A 20,449-nucleotide genomic window follows, 5' to 3' on the forward strand; every position below is an offset into this window, starting at 1 on the left:
GATGAATGCCCCCGACAAGTTCACCTCGCTGCTTTCGCTGACGCGCGAGCCCTTTCCCGCGTCGCACAAGTGCGTGATTCCGGGCAGCCGGCCCGACCTGTTCGTGCCCGTGCGCGACGTGCAGCTGACCAACGGCGAGACCGTGTCGCTCTACGACACCTCCGGCCCGTACACCGACCCGAAGGTCGAGATCGACGTGCGCCGGGGCCTGCCCGACGTGCGCGGCGCGTGGATCGCCGAACGCGGCGACACCGAGAGCTACGAAGGCCGCGTGCACCACGCGCTGGACGACGGCGCCAAGAACGAAGACCGCGACGCCCAGCGCCTCGCCGAACTGCGCGCCGGTGCCTCGGCGCTGCAGCGCACGCCACGCCGCGCGAAGTCGGGCGGCAATGTCACGCAGATGCACTACGCACGCCGCGGCATCGTCACGCCCGAAATGGAATACGTCGCCCTGCGCGAGAACGGCAAGCGCGAGTGGATGGCCGAGTACCTCGCCAACGAGGAGCGCGCGAAGCGCGTGGCGGGCAACCCGATGGGCGCGAGCATCCCGCGCATCATCACGCCCGAGTTCGTGCGCGACGAGGTGGCGCGCGGCCGCGCGATCATTCCCGCGAACATCAACCATCCCGAGGTCGAGCCGATGGCCATCGGCCGCAACTTCAAGGTGAAGATCAACGCGAACATCGGCAACTCGGCCGTCACCTCGAGCATCGAGGAAGAGGTGGAGAAGCTGGTGTGGGCCATCCGCTGGGGCGCGGACAACGTGATGGATCTTTCCACCGGCAAGAACATCCACACCACGCGCGACTGGATCGTGCGCAACAGCCCCGTGCCGATCGGCACCGTGCCCATCTACCAGGCGCTCGAGAAGGTGGGCGGCGTGGCCGAGGACCTGACCTGGGAGATCTACCGCGACACGCTCATCGAGCAGGCGGAACAGGGCGTCGACTACTTCACCATCCACGCCGGCCTGCGCCTGCCCTTCATCCATCTCACGGCCAACCGCATGACGGGCATCGTGTCGCGCGGCGGCTCGATCATGGCCAAGTGGTGCATCGCGCATCACAAGGAGAGCTTCCTCTACACGCACTTCGAGGACATCTGCGACATCATGAAGGCCTACGACGTGAGCTTCTCGCTCGGCGACGGCCTGCGCCCCGGCTCGGGCGCCGACGCCAACGACGAGGCCCAGTTCGCCGAACTGCGCACGCTGGGCGAGCTCACGCAGATCGCCTGGAAGCACGACGTGCAGACCATGATCGAAGGCCCGGGCCATGTGCCGATGCACATGATCCAGTCGAACATGGACGAGCAGCTCAAGCACTGCCACGAGGCGCCCTTCTACACGCTGGGCCCGCTGACCATCGACATCGCGCCGGGCTACGACCACATCGCCAGCGCGATCGGCGCGGCCATGATCGGCTGGGCCGGCACCGCGATGCTGTGCTACGTGACGCCCAAGGAGCACCTGGGCCTGCCCGACCGCGACGACGTGAAGCAGGGGATCATTGCCTACAAGATCGCCGCGCACGCCGCGGACGTGGCAAAGGGGCACCCGGGCGCGCGCTCGCGCGACGACGCGCTGAGCAAGGCGCGCTTCGAGTTCCGGTGGCAGGACCAGTTCAACCTCGGCCTCGACCCCGACACGGCGCGCGAATTCCACGACGAGACGCTGCCCAAGGATTCGAGCAAGGTGGCGCACTTCTGCTCGATGTGCGGCCCCAAGTTCTGCTCGATGAAGATCACGCAGGAAGTGCGCGAGTACGCCGCGAAGAAGGGCGTGGCCGAGGATCAGGCCATGAGCGAGGGCATGGAGGAGAAGTCGAAGGAGTTCATGGCGGGCGGGGGTGAGATGTACATCCCCATCAAGGCCGTGTCCTGAAGCGTTGACCCCGGGGCCGGGGCGCCCCGGCCTCAGTTCCAGCGTGGAACCGCTTCGTCCTTGAGCTGCTGCCGCAGCGCGTCGTAGTCGGGCACCACGCTCTCCACGGTCTCCCAGAAGCGGTGCGAGTGGTCCATCACCCGCAGGTGGGCCAGTTCGTGCGCCACGACGTAGTCGATCACCGGCAGCCGGAAGTGGATCAGCCGCCAGTTGAGCCGGATCGACCCGTCGGCGCTGGCGCTGCCCCAGCGCGTTGCCGCGTTGGACAGCGACAGCTTCTGCCACTGCACGCCGAGCAGCGGCGCGAAGTGGTCCAGCCGCTCGATGAACAGCTTGCGCGCCTGCCGCATGAGCCAGGCCTGCGCGGCGTCGCGGATCTGCGAGGGCTCGGCGTTCTGCGAGACGGCCAGCCGCAGGATGCGCGGCGCGCCTTCCTCGGTGGCTGCGTCCAGCGTGCCACCGACGCTCGCGAAGCCGTGCTTGGGATCGAGCCGCATCACGACCGGCTCTCCCAGGAACGGGAAGGCTGCGCCGTCCTTCCATTCGATGCGCGTGGCTTCCACGCGCGCGAGGCGCTGTCGCGTCTCCGTGAGCTTGCGCAGGATCCAGTCCGACTTCTCGTGGATGGCCGCATCGACGTCGCGCAGCGCCACCCAGCGCGGCGCGCGCACCGACAGCCCCTCGGCGCCGACCAGGAAGCCGATGGTCTTGCGCTTGCCGCGCTTGAATTCGTAGGCCACGCGCGCGGAGCCCAGCACCACTTCGCGCGTGGCCTGTGGGTGCGCGAAGTTCGCGAGCGTCAGCGTGTCGGCCAGCGGCACCGCGGGCGGCGCATCCGGATCGACGGGCGCGGGAGGAAGGATGGCCGCGTCCGGCAGCACGGAAGGCGGTACCGCCGGCTTCGGCTTCCTCGGACGGCGCGGACGTGCCGGCGCGGGCGCCGGGGGCGCGAACTCGCTCCCCAGCCCCTCGAACAGGTCCATCGTGAACCGGAGCAATCCCCCCATGGCGGGCCTTCTGGTTTCTGTCGTTCTACCGGCGGCCCGCGCCCGTCAGCTCACCGCTTCCTGCCGGGCGGGCCGGGAGGGGCTGTTCGCGTAGGCCTCGGGGTCGAGGCGGCGCATTTCGGCCTCGATCCACTCCTCGACCTCGCGCATCAGTTCGTCGGGCTTGCGGCCCACGCTGGGAATGGCTGGGCCGATGGACACATCGACCACGCCGGGGCGCTTGATGAAGGCCTTGCGCGGCCAGACCTTGGCCGAGGTCACGGCGATCGGGATCACCGGCACGCCGGTCTCGCAGGCCAGCCGCGTGCCGCCGCTCTTGTAGGTCCCCTTCTGCCCGCGCGGAATGCGCGTGCCCTCGGGGAACATGATGATCCAGATGCCCTGCGCGAGCAGCTTGCGCCCCTGGTTCACCACCTTGTTGAAGGCCTGCGCGCGCTGGCTGCGGTCGATGTGGATCATGTCCAGCCGCGCCATCGCCCAGCCGAAGAAGGGGATGTAGATCAGCTCCTTCTTGAACACGTAGGCCAGCGGATGCGGCATCAGCGTGGGCATCAGGAAGGTCTCGAGCGTGGACTGGTGCTTCACCAGCAGGACCGCGCCGGCGAGCTTGTCGGTCGGCAGGTTCTCCATGCCGCTCACGCGGGTCTTGATGCCCAGCAGCACGCGCGCGCCGCCGATGGCCCAACCGAGCCAGCGTACGGCCATCCAGTAGAGCGGCACGCCGCGCTTCCAGAGCGAGCTGACGCACATGATGATGCCCCAGGGCACCACGGTGACGAGCATCCACAGTGCGTGGAGAACGGAACGGAACAACGCCATCAGACAGCCACCTGCAGTGCATCCCGCGCTTCGCGCGCGAGCAGAAAATCGACAAAGGCGGCGAGGTCGTCGTGGACCATCGTGTTCGCCGGGTATTCGGAAGGAAGCGGATCCACGCCGCGGCAGGCGGCGCCCATGCCGGTGAGCAGCAGGTGCGGCTCGCAGCCGGCGGCCGCGCCGGCCTGCAGGTCGCGCAGGCTGTCGCCGCAGGTCGGGATGCCCTTGAGATCTATGCCGTAGCGGTCGCCGATCTGCAGGAACAGGCCCGGCTTCGGCTTGCGGCAGTCGCAGTTCTCGTCGGGGCTGTGCGGGCAGTAGAACACCGCGTCGACCTTGCCGCCCACGGCCGCGAGCATCTTGTGCATCTTGGCGTGCATCGCGTTGAGCGAGGCCATGTCGAACAGGCCGCGCCCCAGGCCCGACTGGTTCGACGCGATCACCACGTGCCACCCCGCATGGTTGAGCCGCGCCACCGCTTCCAGCGCACCGGGCAGCGGCGTCCACTCGATGTCGCTCTTCACGAAGTCTTCGCGGTGCACGTTGAGCGTGCCGTTGCGGTCGAGGATGACGAGTTTCATGAGCTTTTCCCCGCTTCGATGCTGCGCCGCCCGATCCAGTCGTCGATCTGCGCCACAGGATATTTCGCCCCGTCCAGCAAGGCAGCACGTTCGTGCAGGACGGCGGTGTTCACCAAGTCGAGCCTGAGCAACTCGCGCACGAAGTCGGCATCCTTCTCGCGAGCCGCCACGCACTTCGACAGCGCCAGGTCGTGCAGATCGGGACAGACCACCGTCAGGTCACCCAAGTAGTGAAGACTGGCACGCTGCATCCAGTCGCCGGGCATCACTGCCGTCTCGGGGCCGACGCCATCGGCGTGGTATCCGAAGGTGTCGTCGAAGCTGGACAGTGCGCCGATGGCACCGTCGATCAGATCGGACTTCTCGGGGTGCAGGGCGGGATAGAGATCGAGCTCCCGCGACACCAGCAGGCTCGGCGGTGCATCCTCCAGCAGGAAGAGCAACGCCTGGCTGCCGATCACGACGAAAGACTGCTCCTGCGCAATGGCTGCGGCCGCGCGCAGCACATGCTCGGCTTCGCTACGCTGCATGTGTGCCCTGCCGCGCCGCGCGCAGGAGTTCGCCGCGCTCGCGCTGCGTCATGAGGACGCCAACAGGAGAAACATTGCGCAGCGCCACCGCGTGATCGTCGGTACCGCAAGTGGCCTCTTCGATCGCATCGACGCCGGCAGCGAGCATGGCGCGCCACTCGTTCCAGTAAGGATCGGACCGCGTGGCACCGGCCTGCGCCTGCCACCGCTCGAGCGTCGCGGAAACATCCGCGATGCGCGCAGGCTCCGCCCGCAGCCGGGACACTGCAAGGCGATGCGCCTGAAGCAGGAAGTCGTCGATCTGTTGCTGGCGGTTCATGGCCGAATTATCGAGCGCCGAAAATCAGACCGCCAGCCGCTCGAGCTGCGCCACCCGGTTCATCGCGGCGTGCAGCGACATCAGCAGGCCCAGCCGGTTCAGCCGCAGGTCGGCCTGCTCGGCGTTGACCATCACGCCGTCGAAGAAGGCATCGACCGGCTCGCGCAGCGCGGCCAGCGTCTGCAGCGAGGCGGTGTAGTCGCCGGCGTCGAACTGCGCGTTGGCGGCGGGCACGACCTGCGCCATGGCCGCGTGCAGCGCCTTCTCGGCGGGCTCCTGCAGCAGCAGCTCGCTGACGTGCGCGTCGGCCTCGGGAGCCTTCTTGAGGATGTTGCCGATACGCTTGTTCGCTGCCGCGAGCGCTGCGGCGGCCGGCAGGGCAGCGAAGGCGCGCACGGCGGCCAGCAGCTTGGGCACCTCGCCCAGGCGCTGCGGGCGCGGTGCCAGCACGGCCTCGACCTCCTGCGCGCTGGCGCCCTGCTCGCGCAGGGAACCCGCAAGGCGGTCGTAGATGAAGTCGACGACCTGGCCAACGTCCTCCGCCGCCTTGTGCAGCGGGAACTCGCCGGTCTTGCCGATGGCGTCGTCCAGCGCCGTGCGCGCGTCGCTCACCAGCCTGGTCAGCTCCAGCGGCAGGTCTTTCTCGACCAGCATGCGGATCACGCCCAGCGCGTGGCGGCGCAGCGCGAACGGGTCGCGGTCGCCCGTGGGCAGGTTGCCGATGCCGAACATGCCGACCAGCGTCTCGAGCTTGTCGGCCAGCGCCACCACGAGGCCCACGGTGTTGCGCGGCAGCTCGTCGCCGGCGAAGCGCGGCTTGTAGTGGTCCTCGATGGCGTCGGCCACCGACGCGTCGAGGCCGTCGTGCAGCGCGTAGTAGCGGCCCATGATGCCCTGCAGCTCGGGGAACTCGCCGACCATGTCGGTCACCAGGTCGGCCTTGGCGAGCTGGGCGGCCTGCGTGGCATGCGCGGCGAGGGCCGCGTCGCCGAGCTTCTCGGCAATGCCGCGCGCGATGCGCATCACGCGCTCCACGCGCTCGCCCTGCGTGCCCAGCTTGTTGTGATAGACCACCTTGCCCAGCGATTCGACGCGCGAGGCCAGCGACTTCTTGCGGTCCTGGTCGAAGAAGAACTTGGCGTCGGCCAGGCGCGGGCGCACCACGCGCTCGTTGCCGCCGATGACCGCGCTCGCGTCGTCGGGGCTGATGTTGCTGACGACGAGGAACTTGTTGGTGAGCTTGCCCGAGGCGTCGAGCAGCGGAAAGTACTTCTGGTTGGCCTTCATCGTGAGGATGAGGCACTCCTGCGGCACTTCGAGGAACTCGCGCTCGAAGCTGCAGACCAGAACGTTCGGGCGCTCGACCAGCGCGGTCACTTCGTCGAGCAGGGCGTCGTCCTCGATGGGCACCGAGCCGCCGCCGGCCTTCACCGCGGCCGCCGCGAGCTGGCGCGCGATCTCGGCGCGGCGCGTCTCGAAGCTCGCGATGACGGCGCCTTCCTCCTGCAGCTGCAGCGCATAGCTGTTGGCATCGCGCAGCACCACCGGATCGACCGTCGCCTCGAAGCGGTGGCCGTGCGTTTCGCGGCCCGCCTTCAGGCCCAGCGCCTCCACCGGAACCACGGCATCGCCGTACAGCGCCACGAGGCCGTGCGCGGGTCGCACGAAGCTCACGCTGCTCCAGCCCGGCAGCTCGCAGCCGCTTTCGAGCTGGTAGCTCATGACCTTGGGAATCGGCAGCTTGGCGATGGCTTCGGCCAGCGCCTTCTGCAGGCCCTCGGCCAGCGTTGCACCCTTGGCGGTGCTTTCGTAGAACAGGGCTTCGGCCTTGCCGTCCATCGCGCGCTTGAGGCCGGGCACGGCGGAGGCGTCGGCGCCCAACGCGCCCAGGCGCTTCAGCAGAGCGGGCGTAGGCTGGCCCGAAGCGTCGAGGCCCACGGCCACGGGCATGAGCTTCTGCGACACGGCCTTGTCGGCGGCGCGTTCGGCCACGTGCGTGATGTGCGCGGCCAGGCGGCGCGGCGAGGCGTACGGCGTCAGCACCGCACCGGCGTCGGCAAGGCCCTGCGCCACGAGCTGGTCGCGCAGCACGCCGGCAAAGGCGTCGCCGAGCTTCTTCAGTGCCTTCGGCGGCAGCTCTTCGACAAACAGTTCGACCAGGAGGGAGTTCTTGTTCATGGGGGTCGTCATCGCTCAGGCAACCTTCTTCGGCGGGATCTGCGCGACCCACTCGCGCGGCGCCATCGGGAAGCCCAGGCGCTCGCGGCTGTCGTAGTAGCTCTGCGCCACGCTGCGCGCGAGGTTGCGGATGCGGCCGATGTAGGCGGCGCGCTCGGTCACGCTGATCGCGCCGCGCGCGTCCAGCAGGTTGAAGCTGTGCGCGGCCTTCAGCACCTGCTCGTAGGCGGGCAGCGCGAGCTGGGCGTCCATGAGGTGCCTGGCCTGCTTCTCGTGCGCGTTGAAGGCGGTGAACAGGAACTCGGCGTCGCTGTGCTCGAAGTTGTAGGTCGACTGCTCGACCTCGTTCTGCTTGTAGACGTCGCCGTAGCTCAGGCCGTCGGTCCAGGTGAGGTTGTAGACGTTGTCCACGCCCTGCAGGTACATGGCCAGGCGCTCCAGGCCGTAGGTGATCTCGCCGGTGATGGGCTTGCAGTCGATGCCGCCGACCTGCTGGAAGTAGGTGAACTGGGTCACTTCCATGCCGTTGAGCCACACCTCCCAGCCCAGGCCCCAGGCGCCGAGCGTGGGGTTCTCCCAGTCGTCTTCGACGAAGCGGATGTCGTTCTTCTTGAGGTCGAAGCCCAGGGCCTCTAGGCTGCCGAGGTAGAGCTCGAGGATGTTCGAGGGTGCCGGCTTCAGCACCACCTGGTACTGGTAGTAGTGCTGCAGGCGGTTGGGGTTCTCGCCGTAGCGGCCGTCCTTGGGGCGGCGGCTGGGCTGCACGTAGGCGGCTTTCCAGGGTTCGGGGCCGAGCGCGCGCAGGAAGGTGGCGGTGTGCGAGGTGCCCGCGCCCACTTCCATGTCGTACGGTTGCAGCAGCGCGCAGCCCTTGTCGGCCCAGTACGACTGCAGTTTGAGAATGATTTGTTGGAAGGTCAGCATGGATCTGCGTGAAGGCGGCCGCCCGGCGGGAGAAGACCCCGCGGCGCAACGAACCGGCTATTTTACGAGGCAGCGGGCAGTCAGGAACGGGCCGCTATGCTCCTGCCCTTCCCTTCGAACCCCCAGCCCTGTCGCCCGAACGCCCCACTCATGCCCGTTGACCATGCCGCACTGATCGCCCTGGGAGAGCGCCTCGGCGCCCAGGCCTGGCCCGGATTCCTGGTTCTTCTCGCCCTGCTGACCCTGGTCGCCGGCATCGCCGCATGGGGCTTCGAGCACCTGCGCCGCCGCCGCGCGGCGCAGCCCGAGCCGGGCGCCGGGCTGCTGTTCGGCGGGCTGGCCATCGGTGCGGCGGCGGTGCTGGCGCTGGCCTGGGTGTTCGCCGAGGTGGCGGAGGGCCTGGGCCAAGGCCGGCCGATGGGCCTGCTGGACGAGACGATCAGCCATTCCGTGGGCGTGAATACGCCACCGGGCGTGCGCGAGGTGTTCTCGTGGCTCACCCACCTTGCTGACCCGATCACCGTGGTGCTGCTGTGCACCGGCGTGGCGATCGCGCTGTGGCTGCGCGGGCACCGCGGCTTCGCTGCCGGCTGGGTCGCGGCCACGGTCGGCAATGCACTGCTGAACCACATGCTCAAGCACATCTTCGAGCGCGCCCGGCCGGTGCATGACTTCGGCTTCGCGCAGGTCTCGGGCTACTCCTTTCCGAGCGGCCACAGCTCGGGCTCGATGGTGCTCTACGGCATGCTGGGCTACCTGGGGCTGCGCATGCTGCCCGCGCGCTGGCGCGTGCCCTCGGTGATGGCGGCGACGGCCGTGATCGTCACCGTGGCCTGCAGCCGCATCTTCGTGCGGGCGCACTTCCCGAGCGACGTGCTCGCGGGGCTGTGCTCGGGCGCCGCATGGCTGGCGATCTGCATCGCGAGCATCGAGTACGCGCGGCACCATCGCGGAACGGACCGCCGATAAGAAGAAAAAAAAAAAGGCCGCGGCGGCTTTCACCGCTGCGGCCTTGTTCTGCAGAGGGGCGCCATGCGCCCCGGGGGAGATCAGTATTCCCAGAAGATGCGCTGCAGTTCCTTGGTGTTGTTGGTCTTCGTGAGAGCCACCATCGCCAGGATGCGCGCCTTCTGCGGGCGCAGGTCGTGCGCCACCACCCAGTCGTACTTGTCGTCGGGCTGCTCGGCGTTGCGGATCACGAAGCCGTCGGGCACGCGGGCGCTGCGGATCACGATCACGCCGTCGGCGCGGGCCTTCTGCAGGTTCGGAACGATGCGGTCGGCCACCGAGCCGTTGCCGGTGCCGCCATGGATCAGCGCCTTGGCGCCGCTCCTGGCGATGGCGTCGATGGCCACCGAGCTCACGCCCTCGTAGCCCATGGCAATTTCAACCGGCGGCAGCGCGGTGATGCTGTCGATGTCGAACTCCGAGTTCATGGTGTGACGCTTCACCGGCGCGCGGAACCAGTAGTTGCGGCCTTCGACGATCATGCCCAGCGGGCCCCACTGGCTGGAGAAGGCATTGGTCTTGATGTTGACGTTCTTGCTCACGTCGCGGCCGGTGTCGATGTTGTCGTTCATCGTCACGAGCACGCCCTTGCCCATCGCGTCCTTGCTGCCCGCCACGTTCACGGCGTTGTACAGGTTGAGCGCGCCGTCGGCCGACAGCGCGGTGCCCGGGCGCATCGAGCCGACCACCACGATCGGCTTGCTGGTGTGCACGGTCAGCGTGAGGAAGTAGGCGGTTTCTTCCAGCGTGTCGGTGCCGTGGGTGATGACGATGCCGTCCACGTCCGATTGCTTCGACAGCGCCGACACGCGCTTGGCCAGCGTCATCAGGTTGTCGTTGGTGAGGCTTTCCGACGCGACCTGGAACACCTGTTCGCCGCGCACGTTGGCGACCTTGGAGAGCTCCGGCAAGCCGGCGATCAGCTTCTCGACGCCGACCTTGGCGGCCGCGTAGGTGGCGCTGTTGACGGCCGAGGCGCCGGCCCCGGCGATGGTGCCGCCGGTGGCGAGGATCACCACATTGGGCAGCGCCTGCTGCGCCTGCGCGAGCGCGCTGGCGGCCAGCAGCGCGGCGCCGGCCGCGAAGGCACGGAAACGGGGAGAGAGGTACATAAACAACTCCTGTGTTGAATGGAATTTTTCGAGGCGGCGAGGAAGATACAGGAACCATGCCCGCATGCCCTGCCCGCTCATGCCGGCATGGCATGCGGTCATGCCAGAGGTACCGGTGGTATTACCATCGACCGCGCGCACCGCCGCTCGCCCACCCGCCACCATGAACGCCGATCCCGCCGCCCTTCCCGTCTCGACCGCCCAGGAAATGCCCGCGCCCGACGGCCCCCTGTCTCGCGCCAGGCCCGGGCGCGAACGCATCATGGCGGCGATCCGCACCGCGGCGGTCACCGAGTTCAGCCTGCATGGCCTCAAGGGCACCTCGACCCAGGCCATCGCGGCGCGCGCCGGCCTCACCAAGCCCCAGCTGCACTACTACATCGCCGGCAAGGAAGAGCTCTACGAGGAGCTGCTGATGCAGGTGCTGCACGCCTGGAAGGTGGTGTTCTCCTTCGAGGACGCGAGCGACCCGGCCACGGTGCTGGGCGACTACATCCGCAAGAAGCTCGACCACGCCATCGACAGCCCCGAAATGTCGCGCATCTTCACGCGCGAAATTCTCGACGGCGGGCGCAACCTCGACCGCTACTGGCCCAACGCACGGGCCTGGACGCAGAAGAAGATCGACGTCATCAACGGCTGGATCGCGCGCGGCCAGATGCGCCCGCTCGACGCACGCATCCTGCTGATGCACATCTGGGCCATGACGCAGAGCTATGCCGACTACGCGATCCAGACGCGCGTGATGCTCGGCCTGCCGCCCGACGCGCCCTTCGACCGCGAGCCGATCGCGCGCGAGCTGGTGGCCTTCGTGCTCCACGGCTGCGGCATCGAGGCCTGAGCGCCGGCTGCGGTCGTAGCCAATTCTTTCTTCTTACTCCTCTTCCCGCCTTCCTTCCGCTTCCTGCAACGCAGTGACTTTGTGCACTGTGTTCGCTACGCCCGCGCGCCTACCTTCGCACGCTTCGCCGCCCAGCCTTCTTTTTCTTCTTTCGCGGCGGCGAATCACGAACAGACAAACAGGAGTAGAGGATCATGAAAGCGAGATTGTTCTTTGCCGCGCTCGCGACGGCAGCACTGGTGGCCTGCGGCGGCGGCGGGGGTGGCGGCAGCAGCTTCGACCCCGGGCTCTTCAGCCAGATACCCCCTCCGCCGAAGGAGCCGCCGCCAAAGGAGCCGCCACCTGAAGAGCCTGGCCCCGGCACCAATCCGACGCCCGTCAACGCCCACTACAAGTGGGTGACCTTCGAGCAGGACCGCGATCCGGACGTCGATCCGGCCGAGAAGCGCTACGACGACTACATCGCGCTGCTGAACCGCGAAGGCGCCGCGGGCTATCGCTATGTCGAAGGCACCCTGGGCGGCAACATCGTGCGGCTGCAGGACAAGTTCATGGTGGTGAAAGACGTCGACACCACCTACAGCTATGAGTACAAGACGATCGAGCTCGACATCCTGACGCCCGACCTGCTGCCGCGCCTGCTGCAGCAGATGAAGGACCAGGGCGCGCAGGGCAAGGTCTTCGTGCAGCTGATGCCGCAGCTGAAGATCCTGCCGCCGCCGAACAGCAACCCCGTGTTCGGCGTGCTCTACCGCAAGGACATGGGCTCATCGGCCACCTACGACTACAACTCCATCCCGATCCCGACCACCAAGGTGGACATGGTGAACGCGGCCAACGCGCAGGGCGCCAACGGCTTCAGGCCGTGGTTCGCACCCAGCACCATCAACCACGAGAGCGCGTATTTCTTCATCAAGGACATGAGCAGCCCGGCCCGCTACGAGATGAAGGCCGTGATCAGTCCGCTGAGCGTGGTCGGCGGCGACTTCCCCGACGTCCCGAAACAGATCCGCGAACAGGGTGCGCTGGGCTACCGCCTGCTGAAGGAGCGCTTCCTGACCGACGAGGGCAAGACTTCGAGCTTCTTCCTCTACATGAAGGACCTGACGCAGGCGAGCACCTTCGAGTACGAGTTCCCCAAGGCCAACAACATCTACTTCGGTCTCGATGAAAACAACATCGTCCAGGCGAACGAGCAGACGGCCAACGGCCTGCGCTACTTCGGCAACCCGGACGAGCCGATCTTCTTCCGGTCGCTGAACTGCACGGGGGCGCTGTGCCTGTCGCCGGACAACACCGAGATCGGGAACCAGGACTGAGCGCCGAACGACCGGCCGCCGTCTAGAGGCCATGCACGACCCAGGCGCCTGCAGGCGCCTCGGGTATGTGCACGGTGTGCTCGCCGGGCCGGTCGAAGCTGTACTCGCGCCCGCCGATGGTGATCGACCTCATGTTGGTCCAGACCAGATAGTCGCATCCCTCGGGGGTTCGCGTGGCCTGCAGCACCTGGAACACAGGCGCCACGCTCACCACGAGCCGTACCCGCGCCGTCGCTGTGGCCGGGCCGGCGCTGCTCTCCGCCGCGCACACCAGCGGCGCGAATGCGACCAGCGCAGCCAGGGCGGCGCGCGCCGGTTGAAACCGATTTCCCGTCATGAAGCCCGATCCGTTGTCGTGCGTCGCAAGGACGCGAGGCGCGGGCGCGGCAGGGGCGCCCGGCATCCGGATATCGGCAGGAATGAAAAGAAATGCAGGGCCCGCCGGAGAAACCGGCGACTGGCCGGCGGGCCCGGCCGGTCAGTAGGTCACCGTCACCCGCGTGGCATTGCTGCCGTCGCCGGCTGCAGCACTCGCGGGCTGCGCCGAAGCGCCGCCCGCGGTCGCGGCCATCGCGCTGACGGTGCCGTGCAGGGCGGTGCCCAGGCTTGCACGGCCGTCGGCATCGGTGCCAGGCACCATGAAGGTCGCTTCCCCGACCTTGTCGAACCGGTACTCCCGCCCCTTGATGACCACCGACGCCATGTTGGTCCGCACGCGGTACTCGTGCCCGCCGTTCACGGGTCTGATCTCCAGCACCTCGAAGGTCGGGAGCACGTTGATCGTCAGGTTGAAGCGACCGGCCGCCCTGTTCGCTTCGCGCGCCGGCTCGGCGGAACTCAATTGCAGCGGCAGGGGCAACACGAGCAGCAGCATGCCTGCGGCCGCCAGTGGTGGTGCCGTTCGCGGCGACCGCAGCGCAGCCGCCCTCGCAGTTCGCCTGTTTCCGGGCATGGGAACTCCTATCGTCGCAACCTGGGAGGCATCGGATCGATGCCCAGTCAGGCTTATCGGCAGAGTCGCGGAAAAATGAAGGCCGTGAGGCCCCATTCTTCACACATTCCCGCAATTTGCCAGCGGGCTTCCCGTTTCGCTCGCCCGGGCTCGGCCCGGACCCGGATTCAGTAGGTCACGGTGACCGTCACGACGTCGAGGTAGCTGTCCGGCCGCACGTTGGTGCTTGCGCCGAGAACGCGGCCATACAGGGGCAGCGTCTGGACCTGGCCGCTGCCCGTACCCCCCATGGTGTTGGTTCCCGCGATGTTGCCCCAGGCATTCGTGCGCCCGGCGTTGCGGTAGAGCTGGTACGGCACCGTGTCCGTGTTGCCAGGCACGCCCCCGGTCGGCGTCATCGCCCCCGCACCATTGGCCACGTTGTTCGACGGCGTCAGCCCGACCGTGTAGGAGGTGGGCGTCGTGCAGGTCACGTAGATGTTGCCGAGCTTGTCGATGTTGGCCCCGCCCGGCAGGCCCGCGACGGAGCCGAAGTTCAGCGGATCGGCCGTGACGACGCAGCTCTTGGAGATGGTGGCGCTGACGATGAAGGCGAACTGGTCCGCCAGCGTCGTGCCGCACGTGGTCGGGGGCGCGTTCGTGCTCGACGTCAGCGTGATCGAGGTGTGGATGCCGGCGAAGTTGTCCTGATAGGAGCCCGGGGGCACCGTGCTCTGGCCCGCGAGCAACTCACCGCGCATCGTGGCGGTGCCCGAGGTGGTGGTGGACCGGGCGGGAATGGCGATGTTGATGGTGAACGGGTTCGGCACCGCGGCGTTGCCGTTCGAGCCCCAGATCGTGCTGCTCGTCCCCTGGTAGAGCTGGAACTTCAGGCTGTCGCCCGCGGTGTTCTTCATGACGCGCGGATTGAAGTTCGTGAGGCCCTCGTTGCCGTCGCCGATGTTGAAGCAGACCCTGGCGTACTCGGTGGTGTTGTTGTTGCCGCTCTTGGTGCAGGTGTAGCTCAGCGTGGCGTTGGCGGGCGTGGCCGTGCCGGCAACCAGGTCGACCGCGCCGAAAGCCACGGCCGTCATCGATGCCGTGCAATTGATCGACGCCTGGGCGCTGCCCGCCGACAGCAGCCACAGCAGCGCGCAGAACATGGGCAGGCGCAGGGCCCGCAGCGTGCGGATCAGAAGACTCATGGCGCCTTGGCCTCCCTGGTGCAGCGCAGCGGCCCGATCTGCGGGACTGCCGCGCCTTCCTTGCGATAGTCGAAGCTGGTCCGGCAGACGCCGTTGGGCGTCTGCACGTCGAGCGTGTTGCGGGCCTGCAGCGACTCGAGATACACGGCGCCGTCGAAGCCCACCAGCGCCGGCTCGCCGCCCTGTGCGTTGGCTCGCACGCGGCTGCCCAGCGGCAGCGGCTTGCCCGCCTCGTCCACCAGCAGCAGCGCGGCCGCGCTGACCGGCGTGATGCCGAAGCGCACCAGCGTGCCGGCCCGGTCGCTCGGCGTGGCGACCGTCTTCACGCGCTCGATCCTCACGTCGGCGGGCAGCTGCATCGGGTCGATGGACAGCTGGTTGTTCTGGTAGGAGCGAAGCGGCGCCACCAGCAGCATGCCCTTGTCGTCCGTGGTGCCGATGTCGCGGTTTTCCAGCCTCACGGGCACGCCCGCGATGCCGTCGGTGGAAACCACCGCGAAGGCGTCGTCGATGCGCCGCGCCGCGAAGGGCTGGCCGCCCATGAACGCGATCGAGCCGGTGGCGCCCGCGTAGGCGAAGCGGTTGTCGCCAAGCACGCTGATGCCGGCCATGGCGCGGCCGTAGCGGCCGAGGTAGTCGATCTCGGCCTGACCGCCGTTCTGGCCGCCGCCCTGGCGCAGGCCCGCTCTCCAGCCGATGCCGCCGTCGCCCGGCATGGAGCTCTGCGCATCGGCGGTGTAGACCGTCTTGCCGTTGTCGCGCTGGACGCCGGCGCTGGCCGTGATGTTGCCGTCCAGCGCCCAGGTGAAGCCGACGAAGAGGCTGCGCTCGCGGCGGTTGTCGAGGTTCTGGTTGAGGCTCACGTTCATCGAGGCGCTCTTTCCGATGGCCCGGAACCAGTAGACGCTGGCCATGCGCGTCGCCTCCTGCGCCGGGTAGCGCAGGTAGAGGTAGCTCAGGCCGAAGCTGCCGAGATCCTTTGTCGTGTAGCCGATGGATGCACGGCCCGAGCCACGGGCCGGTGCGCTGCCGTAAAGCGAGGCGACGTCGCGGTACTCGCCGCGCGTGCGCGTGCCCTCGACCGCGAAATTGAACTGGTTGTCGCGCCAGCTGTAGCCGAGGTTGAGCAGCGAGCCCTGCTCGCCGCGATAGCTGCTGTGCGCCACGGCGCCCGTGAACACGCCGCTCTGCCCGATCAGCCATGCGCCGCCGACACCGCCCTTCACCAGCCCCTTGGTGGTTTCGCCGTGCGCCTCCAGCGTGAAGCTGTTGCTCACGCCGTAGCGCCAGGTGCCGGTGGCGGCGGGGTCGCTGCCGTAGTCGTTCGAGCGAAGGCCGTAGTTTCTGCGCACCATGCCGAGATCGACGGACCAGTCGGACAGGCCCTCCTGCAGCAGGCGCTGCGTGTCGTACAGCGAGAAATCGAGGGTCGTCGCGCGCCCGAAGGCGTCGGTGAGAACCACCTGGGCATTGCCCGCGCCGTTGATGCTGGGCACCGTGTTCAGCTGGAAGGGCCCGGCAGGGACCTGGCCGGTGTACTGGCGCAGGCCGTTGATGTAGAGCTCCACCTGCGAGGGCAGCGTGGCCGAGCCCAGGAAGGCCGGCAGCGGGGTCGTCGTGCGATAGGGCTGCAGCGAGAAGTTGCGCGAGAGCTGGATGCCGCCGATGCGGGTGGAGCGCGACCACGGCAGCGACGCGGTGGTGGTGTCGCCCACGCGCAGCGTCAGCATGTCGTCGGGGAAGGACTGGCTCCAGGTGGTGTCCAGCCGCACGGAGTCGTGCTTCCAGTCTTCGTTGTCGGAGCGGTAGGCGCGCGACATCATGGTGCTGGTGAACACGCTGCTTCCGCTGAAGGCGCGAACTTCGGCCAGCGCGTTGAGGCTGGTGCTGTTGCCGCGGCCCTGCGTGCCGTAGAGGTCGTAGTTCAGCAGCAGGCCGGGCGAGGCGCTGGCCTTGGGGGAGGCGACCGTCGAGGTGTTCACCACGGTCGTGGGCAGGCGCAGCACGTCGGCGGGCGCGTTGATGGCGACGCTCTGCCTTGCGGCGTCGTAGGCGACCTTCACGCCGGGAAGGCTGTTGAGCCTCACCGGGTCGGACGCGCCCGGCGGCAGGACGAAGCCCAGTTGCCGCAGGGTGGAGGCGCTGGCCCAGAGCTCGCGATCGCGCAGCCCGAAATGCACCAGCCCCTGGGGGTTGCCGTTGAGGCTCAGTTCCAGGTAGAGGTCGCTCCCGGTCGGGCCGGTGAGGTCGCTTTCCGCAGCGGATGCGACCAGCCACGGGCCCGGTCCGGCTGCAGTCTTCTCGGCCTGGGCGTCCAATGACGCCAGACCCGACAGAAGCAGCAGTGGGAGCAGACGCTCAGCGGACGCGTGGAAGTGGCGGAATCTTTTCCTGCGTCGCGTTGCCATTGATCTTCGTTTCCAGAACGCCGCCGGTGGCGAAGGCCTCCGCGGGGGTCTTCAAGGGCCAACGCATGTTCGCGCCCGGCAGGACGTAGCCCATCAGGCCGGCGTGCACCGGAGTGCGCTTGCCGGCGGTATCGACGAAATCCAGATCGGCGAGCTGGGCGTGCATGCCGCCGCCGTTGGCGACCTCGAGCACCGCCTGGCTGCCTTCGCGGCGCAGCGACCAGCTGAGCTGGGGTGCGGCCGGCTGCGCGCCGGCGGCTGCGATGAAGATGGGCACCGAGTAGCGCAGCACCAGCTGCAGGCCCTTCTTTTCCTTCATCTCGACGGGCAGTTCGTCGATGACTACCCGGTACGAATTCTCGACCGCGCCGGCAGGAACCCCGGTGCGGATGACGCGGATCAGCTGCCGCTCGGACGGTGCGAGCTGCACCATCGGTGGGCTCACGAGGAGCTCGCGCGAGGGCGTGAGCTTCTCGTTGCCGGCGTCCTGCGACCACTGGTAGACCCGCACCTGGGCGTGCACCACGTCGTCGCCGGTGTTGCTGAGCCATAGGCCATCGGCGTTCTGCGTGGCCTGCAGCGTCAGCGTGACCGGAGAGACCTGCAGCCCGCTAGCCGAGGCGGCCGCGTGCGCCAGCAGGGCGAACGCGAGGGCAAGGGTGTGGCGCAGCAGGCGGTGCACGGTCGGCCTCAGGCAATGGATCAGTAGTTGACCTGGACGGTCACGGTGTCGGCGTAGGCACCAGGCGTCACGTTGGCGCTTGCGACCGTTGCGAACACGGGGATGGACTGGGCCGTGCCGGTGCCGGTGCCGGCCACGCCGTTTCCGACCGAGGTGGGCGTGGCGGTGTTGCCCCAGATGGGACCCGTCGCGCTCACCGAGCGAAGCTGGTAGGCAATGGTGTCCGGGCCAGCCACGATGGGACTCATGAAGCCGGCGCCGGTGGTGTCGGTGGCAGCGGTGCTCGAAGGCTGCAGGCCGATGTTGTAGGGCGTCGACTTGGAGCAGGTCACGCTGATGTTGCTGCTGGCCGACAGGGCGGTGGCGGTCGAGGTGACCGAGCCGAAGTCGATGTTCGAGGCCGCACCCGCCGTGACCGAGCAGGCCTTGGTCACGGTGATGAGGACCTTGAACGTGGAGCTGGCCGTGTCGGCGATCGCCGCGCTGGCGGCCAGAGCGGCCAGGACGGCTGCAACGATGAGGGAAGGTTTTTTCATGAGGACGGACTCTCGGGTATCGAACGGTTGATGAAGAGAGAATGAGGCCCAAAGTTCACAAATTTGGGACTGTGAATTTTAGTTAACAATTGGAAGAAAGAGTGAGCTGTTGTTACGGAGACAGCAAAATTCGCTCGCCCAGGCACTCGTTTCCCGGCCTCGCGTGACTTTTGTTACGAAATTCGGCCACTCATCCAGCAGCCTTCCGACAGTTCCGTAGCGCGGCCGCCACGCCGCCCCAAGCCGGTGCACCCGCACTGGCACGTCGCTTGCATAACCTGACCACTTGCTCTGATTAAGCGGTCAAACACACCATGCGAGTGCTCGTCGTCTACTGCCATCCGGTCGAAACCAGCTTCCACGCCGCCCTGCACCAGGAGGTCTTGAAGAACCTTCGCGCGGCCGGGCACGAGGTGGACGACTGCGACCTCTACGCCGAAGGCTTCAACCCGGTGTTGTCGCGCGAGGAGCGCCTGGGCTACCACGACGTGCCCTCCAACCAGCTGCCGCTCGCGCCCTACGTGGAGCGGCTGCTGTGGGCCGAGGGCATCGTGTTCTGCTTTCCGACCTGGTGCTTCGGGCTGCCGGCGATGCTCAAGGGCTACTTCGACCGGCTCTTCATGCCGGGCGTGGCCTTCGACATCAGCGACCCGGCCAACGTGAAGCCGATGCTCACGCACATCAAGCGCATCAGCGCCGTCGTCACCTACGGGCGGCCGCGCTGGATGGCCATGTACATGGGCGATCCGCCGCGCAAGATCGTCACGCGGTACATGCTGCGGCTGACCGGCCGGCGCGCGAAGGTGGACTACCACGCCCACTACCACATGAACGTCGCCACCGAGCCCCAGCTCAAGCGCTTCATGGCGCGCGTGGGGCAAGCCATGGCGCGCTTCGCATGAGCGCGCCATCGCTCCTCGACAACGTGCGCCTGCCGCGCTGGCTGCTACCGGCCGACTGGCCGCAGCGCGATGGCGTGCCCGAACTCGCGCGCGTTGCGATCGAGGCAGGCCGCGTGCGGTCTGTCGACCCCGCTGTCGCCGCCACGCCCTCCGCCTGGAACCTCGACGGCGCACTGGTGCTTCCCTGCTTCGTCGACGCCCACACGCACCTGGACAAGGCCTTCACCCTGCCGCGCATGAAGCAGGTGCAGCCCGGCCTGCTCGGCGCCATCGACGCGATGCTCGCCGATCGCGTGCACTGGACGCCGGCCGACGTGCGCGAGCGTGCCTCGCGCGGCCTGCAATGGGCCTGGGAATGCGGCACCGCGCACCTGCGCACGCACGTCGACTGGTGGGAGCCCGATGCCGTGCCGATGGCATGGCCGGTGATGGCCGAGCTGGCGCAGGAATGGGCCGGCAGGGTGCGGCTGGAGCAGGTGAGCCTGATCAAGCTGCCGCTCTTCGAAGACGCGGCTCAGGCCATGCGCCTCGCGAAGCAGGTCAAGGCCACCGGCCCGCACACGCTGCTCGGCGGCTTCGTGCACTCCACCAACTGGAGCGAGAAAGCGCTGCGCAACCTGCTGGTGTCGGCGCAGGCCTGCGACCTGGACATCGACCTGCACGTGGACGAGGAGCTCAACGCTTCGGCAGTGGGCCTGCAGACCACCGCCCGCATCCTGCGCGAGATCGGCTACGAAGGCCGCGTGGTCTGCGGCCACATCTGCGCGCTCGCGGCCCAGCCCGAGGCGCAGGCGCTCGCCACGCTCGACGCCGTGGCGCGCGCGCCGATCACGGTGGTGTCGCTGCCTGCCACCAACCTGCTGCTGCAGGATGCCGTCACCGGCCGCACGCCGCGCCTGCGCGGCATCACGCTGGTGAAGGAAGCGCGCGAGCGCGGCATTCCGCTGCTGTTCGCGAGCGATAACGTGCAAGACCCGTTCTGCCGCGTCGGCAGCTTCGACCCGGTCGAGGCGCTGGGCACGGCCGCGCTGGTGGCGCAGCTCGACGAACCCTTCGACGAATGGTCGCAGGCGCTGTGCCGCAGCGACTGGCTGCGGCGCCAAGCCGCTCCTGCGAGGCCCACACTGGTGGGCCAGGGCGCCGACCTGGTGCTGTTCACGCAGGCCGACCGCCACGGCTGGCCCTCGCGCACCGCCGGCCGCGTGGTGCTGCGCGACGGCCGCGTCACGCACGGCGACGCGACGCCCTTCCTCCCCCGGTAACGA

The 20,449-nt window shown here is 68.2% G+C and carries 20 protein-coding genes; 6 read left to right on the forward strand and 14 right to left on the reverse strand.

Annotated elements, in window-relative coordinates:
• Position 1 precedes the first annotated feature (1 nt).
• The gene (gene thiC / locus ABL838_RS27975; protein ID WP_369660681.1) at positions 2–1,885 is read left to right on the forward strand and encodes a phosphomethylpyrimidine synthase ThiC; all 1,884 of its coding nucleotides are present in this window, start codon (positions 2–4) and stop codon (positions 1,883–1,885) included.
• A 32-nt stretch (positions 1,886–1,917) separates the two neighbouring features.
• Here the strand turns inward: thiC and ABL838_RS27980 are convergent, their stop codons facing one another.
• From ABL838_RS27980 to glyQ, 7 genes are read right to left on the reverse strand one after another with little or no spacing between them, the layout of a single operon-like run.
• Positions 1,918–2,892 carry a M48 family metallopeptidase gene (locus ABL838_RS27980; protein WP_240650739.1) on the reverse strand — a complete coding sequence of 325 codons (975 nt, stop codon included), beginning with the start codon at positions 2,890–2,892 and terminating at the stop codon, positions 1,918–1,920.
• A 45-nt stretch (positions 2,893–2,937) separates the two neighbouring features.
• Entirely contained in the window at positions 2,938–3,711 is a 774-nt protein-coding gene (locus ABL838_RS27985; protein ID WP_418122936.1) for a lysophospholipid acyltransferase family protein, read from the reverse strand.
• Complete coding sequence (gene gmhB / locus ABL838_RS27990; RefSeq protein WP_126023776.1) at positions 3,711–4,289, reverse strand: D-glycero-beta-D-manno-heptose 1,7-bisphosphate 7-phosphatase; 579 nt, start codon at positions 4,287–4,289, stop codon at positions 3,711–3,713. Before gmhB ends, ABL838_RS27985 begins: the two co-directional genes overlap by 1 nt.
• Entirely contained in the window at positions 4,286–4,819 is a 534-nt protein-coding gene (locus tag ABL838_RS27995; RefSeq protein WP_126023777.1) for a DUF6036 family nucleotidyltransferase, read from the reverse strand. Before ABL838_RS27995 ends, gmhB begins: the two co-directional genes overlap by 4 nt.
• Positions 4,809–5,138: a hypothetical protein gene (locus ABL838_RS28000; protein ID WP_126023778.1), complete on the reverse strand. Its 330-nt coding sequence runs from the start codon at positions 5,136–5,138 to the stop codon at positions 4,809–4,811. Before ABL838_RS28000 ends, ABL838_RS27995 begins: the two co-directional genes overlap by 11 nt.
• Positions 5,139–5,162: 24 nt before the next feature.
• Positions 5,163–7,328, reverse strand: coding sequence for a glycine--tRNA ligase subunit beta (glyS, locus tag ABL838_RS28005; RefSeq protein WP_418122938.1), 2,166 nt, complete (start codon positions 7,326–7,328; stop codon positions 5,163–5,165).
• A gap of 3 nt (positions 7,329–7,331) precedes the next feature.
• Positions 7,332–8,240 carry a glycine--tRNA ligase subunit alpha gene (gene glyQ, locus ABL838_RS28010; RefSeq protein ID WP_184640927.1) on the reverse strand — a complete coding sequence of 303 codons (909 nt, stop codon included), beginning with the start codon at positions 8,238–8,240 and terminating at the stop codon, positions 7,332–7,334.
• A gap of 150 nt (positions 8,241–8,390) precedes the next feature.
• Here glyQ and ABL838_RS28015 point away from each other — a divergent pair, with 150 nt between their 5' ends.
• Positions 8,391–9,209 carry a phosphatase PAP2 family protein gene (locus ABL838_RS28015; protein WP_418122940.1) on the forward strand — a complete coding sequence of 273 codons (819 nt, stop codon included), beginning with the start codon at positions 8,391–8,393 and terminating at the stop codon, positions 9,207–9,209.
• Between the two features lie 80 nt (positions 9,210–9,289).
• Here the strand turns inward: ABL838_RS28015 and ABL838_RS28020 are convergent, their stop codons facing one another.
• On the reverse strand, positions 9,290–10,360 hold the full coding sequence (locus ABL838_RS28020) for an asparaginase (RefSeq protein ID WP_418122942.1): 1,071 nt from the start codon (positions 10,358–10,360) through the stop codon (positions 9,290–9,292).
• Between the two features lie 163 nt (positions 10,361–10,523).
• Between ABL838_RS28020 and ABL838_RS28025 the strand changes: the two genes are divergently transcribed.
• Both ABL838_RS28025 and ABL838_RS28030 read left to right on the forward strand, forming a co-directional pair.
• A complete protein-coding gene (locus ABL838_RS28025; RefSeq protein WP_184640930.1) occupies positions 10,524–11,201 on the forward strand; it encodes a TetR/AcrR family transcriptional regulator in 678 nt (225 codons plus the stop codon).
• A gap of 194 nt (positions 11,202–11,395) precedes the next feature.
• Complete coding sequence (locus ABL838_RS28030) at positions 11,396–12,520, forward strand: hypothetical protein (RefSeq protein ID WP_418122944.1); 1,125 nt, start codon at positions 11,396–11,398, stop codon at positions 12,518–12,520.
• Between the two features lie 22 nt (positions 12,521–12,542).
• Here ABL838_RS28030 and ABL838_RS28035 read toward each other — a convergent pair whose 3' ends face one another.
• The 6 genes from ABL838_RS28035 to ABL838_RS28060 all read right to left on the reverse strand — a co-directional run bounded on the left by ABL838_RS28035 (position 12,543) and on the right by ABL838_RS28060 (position 18,282).
• Complete coding sequence (locus ABL838_RS28035; RefSeq protein ID WP_369660677.1) at positions 12,543–12,857, reverse strand: hypothetical protein; 315 nt, start codon at positions 12,855–12,857, stop codon at positions 12,543–12,545.
• A gap of 141 nt (positions 12,858–12,998) precedes the next feature.
• Positions 12,999–13,394, reverse strand: a complete 396-nt coding sequence (locus ABL838_RS28040; RefSeq protein ID WP_418122946.1) for a hypothetical protein — start codon at positions 13,392–13,394, stop codon at positions 12,999–13,001.
• Between the two features lie 245 nt (positions 13,395–13,639).
• Positions 13,640–14,656, reverse strand: coding sequence for a spore coat U domain-containing protein (locus ABL838_RS28045; RefSeq protein ID WP_418122948.1), 1,017 nt, complete (start codon positions 14,654–14,656; stop codon positions 13,640–13,642).
• A complete protein-coding gene (locus tag ABL838_RS28050; protein WP_418122950.1) occupies positions 14,653–16,974 on the reverse strand; it encodes a fimbria/pilus outer membrane usher protein in 2,322 nt (773 codons plus the stop codon). Before ABL838_RS28050 ends, ABL838_RS28045 begins: the two co-directional genes overlap by 4 nt.
• 40 nt (positions 16,975–17,014) lie before the next feature.
• Positions 17,015–17,746, reverse strand: a complete 732-nt coding sequence (locus ABL838_RS28055; RefSeq protein ID WP_418122952.1) for a molecular chaperone — start codon at positions 17,744–17,746, stop codon at positions 17,015–17,017.
• Between the two features lie 20 nt (positions 17,747–17,766).
• The gene (locus ABL838_RS28060; RefSeq protein WP_126023789.1) at positions 17,767–18,282 is read right to left on the reverse strand and encodes a spore coat U domain-containing protein; all 516 of its coding nucleotides are present in this window, start codon (positions 18,280–18,282) and stop codon (positions 17,767–17,769) included.
• Between the two features lie 314 nt (positions 18,283–18,596).
• Between ABL838_RS28060 and ABL838_RS28065 the strand changes: the two genes are divergently transcribed.
• Positions 18,597–19,184, forward strand: coding sequence for an NAD(P)H-dependent oxidoreductase (locus ABL838_RS28065; RefSeq protein WP_126023790.1), 588 nt, complete (start codon positions 18,597–18,599; stop codon positions 19,182–19,184).
• Positions 19,181–20,446: an amidohydrolase family protein gene (locus ABL838_RS28070; RefSeq protein ID WP_418122954.1), complete on the forward strand. Its 1,266-nt coding sequence runs from the start codon at positions 19,181–19,183 to the stop codon at positions 20,444–20,446. The genes ABL838_RS28065 and ABL838_RS28070 overlap by 4 nt, the downstream gene beginning before the upstream one ends.
• Positions 20,447–20,449 lie beyond the last annotated feature (3 nt).

Source organism: Variovorax sp. 160MFSha2.1 (assembly GCF_048305075.1).
Taxonomy (GTDB): domain Bacteria; phylum Pseudomonadota; class Gammaproteobacteria; order Burkholderiales; family Burkholderiaceae_C; genus Variovorax; species Variovorax guangxiensis.

Excerpts from the sequence above, each read along its gene's own strand:
- glyS (WP_418122938.1), bottom strand. The coding sequence starts at position 7,328 with ATGACGACCCCCATGAACAAGAACTCCCTCCTGGTCGAACTGTTTGTC.
- thiC (WP_369660681.1), top strand. The coding sequence starts at position 2 with ATGAATGCCCCCGACAAGTTCACCTCGCTGCTTTCGCTGACGCGCGAG.
- ABL838_RS28070 (WP_418122954.1), top strand. The coding sequence starts at position 19,181 with ATGAGCGCGCCATCGCTCCTCGACAACGTGCGCCTGCCGCGCTGGCTG.
- ABL838_RS28020 (WP_418122942.1), bottom strand. The coding sequence starts at position 10,360 with ATGTACCTCTCTCCCCGTTTCCGTGCCTTCGCGGCCGGCGCCGCGCTG.
- ABL838_RS28045 (WP_418122948.1), bottom strand. The coding sequence starts at position 14,656 with ATGAGTCTTCTGATCCGCACGCTGCGGGCCCTGCGCCTGCCCATGTTC.
- ABL838_RS27995 (WP_126023777.1), bottom strand. The coding sequence starts at position 4,819 with ATGCAGCGTAGCGAAGCCGAGCATGTGCTGCGCGCGGCCGCAGCCATT.
- ABL838_RS28000 (WP_126023778.1), bottom strand. The coding sequence starts at position 5,138 with ATGAACCGCCAGCAACAGATCGACGACTTCCTGCTTCAGGCGCATCGC.
- ABL838_RS27980 (WP_240650739.1), bottom strand. The coding sequence starts at position 2,892 with ATGGGGGGATTGCTCCGGTTCACGATGGACCTGTTCGAGGGGCTGGGG.
- glyQ (WP_184640927.1), bottom strand. The coding sequence starts at position 8,240 with ATGCTGACCTTCCAACAAATCATTCTCAAACTGCAGTCGTACTGGGCC.
- ABL838_RS28065 (WP_126023790.1), top strand. The coding sequence starts at position 18,597 with ATGCGAGTGCTCGTCGTCTACTGCCATCCGGTCGAAACCAGCTTCCAC.
- ABL838_RS28015 (WP_418122940.1), top strand. The coding sequence starts at position 8,391 with ATGCCCGTTGACCATGCCGCACTGATCGCCCTGGGAGAGCGCCTCGGC.
- ABL838_RS28025 (WP_184640930.1), top strand. The coding sequence starts at position 10,524 with ATGAACGCCGATCCCGCCGCCCTTCCCGTCTCGACCGCCCAGGAAATG.
- ABL838_RS28030 (WP_418122944.1), top strand. The coding sequence starts at position 11,396 with ATGAAAGCGAGATTGTTCTTTGCCGCGCTCGCGACGGCAGCACTGGTG.
- ABL838_RS28035 (WP_369660677.1), bottom strand. The coding sequence starts at position 12,857 with ATGACGGGAAATCGGTTTCAACCGGCGCGCGCCGCCCTGGCTGCGCTG.
- ABL838_RS28040 (WP_418122946.1), bottom strand. The coding sequence starts at position 13,394 with ATGCTGCTGCTCGTGTTGCCCCTGCCGCTGCAATTGAGTTCCGCCGAG.
- ABL838_RS27985 (WP_418122936.1), bottom strand. The coding sequence starts at position 3,711 with ATGGCGTTGTTCCGTTCCGTTCTCCACGCACTGTGGATGCTCGTCACC.
- gmhB (WP_126023776.1), bottom strand. The coding sequence starts at position 4,289 with ATGAAACTCGTCATCCTCGACCGCAACGGCACGCTCAACGTGCACCGC.
- ABL838_RS28060 (WP_126023789.1), bottom strand. The coding sequence starts at position 18,282 with ATGAAAAAACCTTCCCTCATCGTTGCAGCCGTCCTGGCCGCTCTGGCC.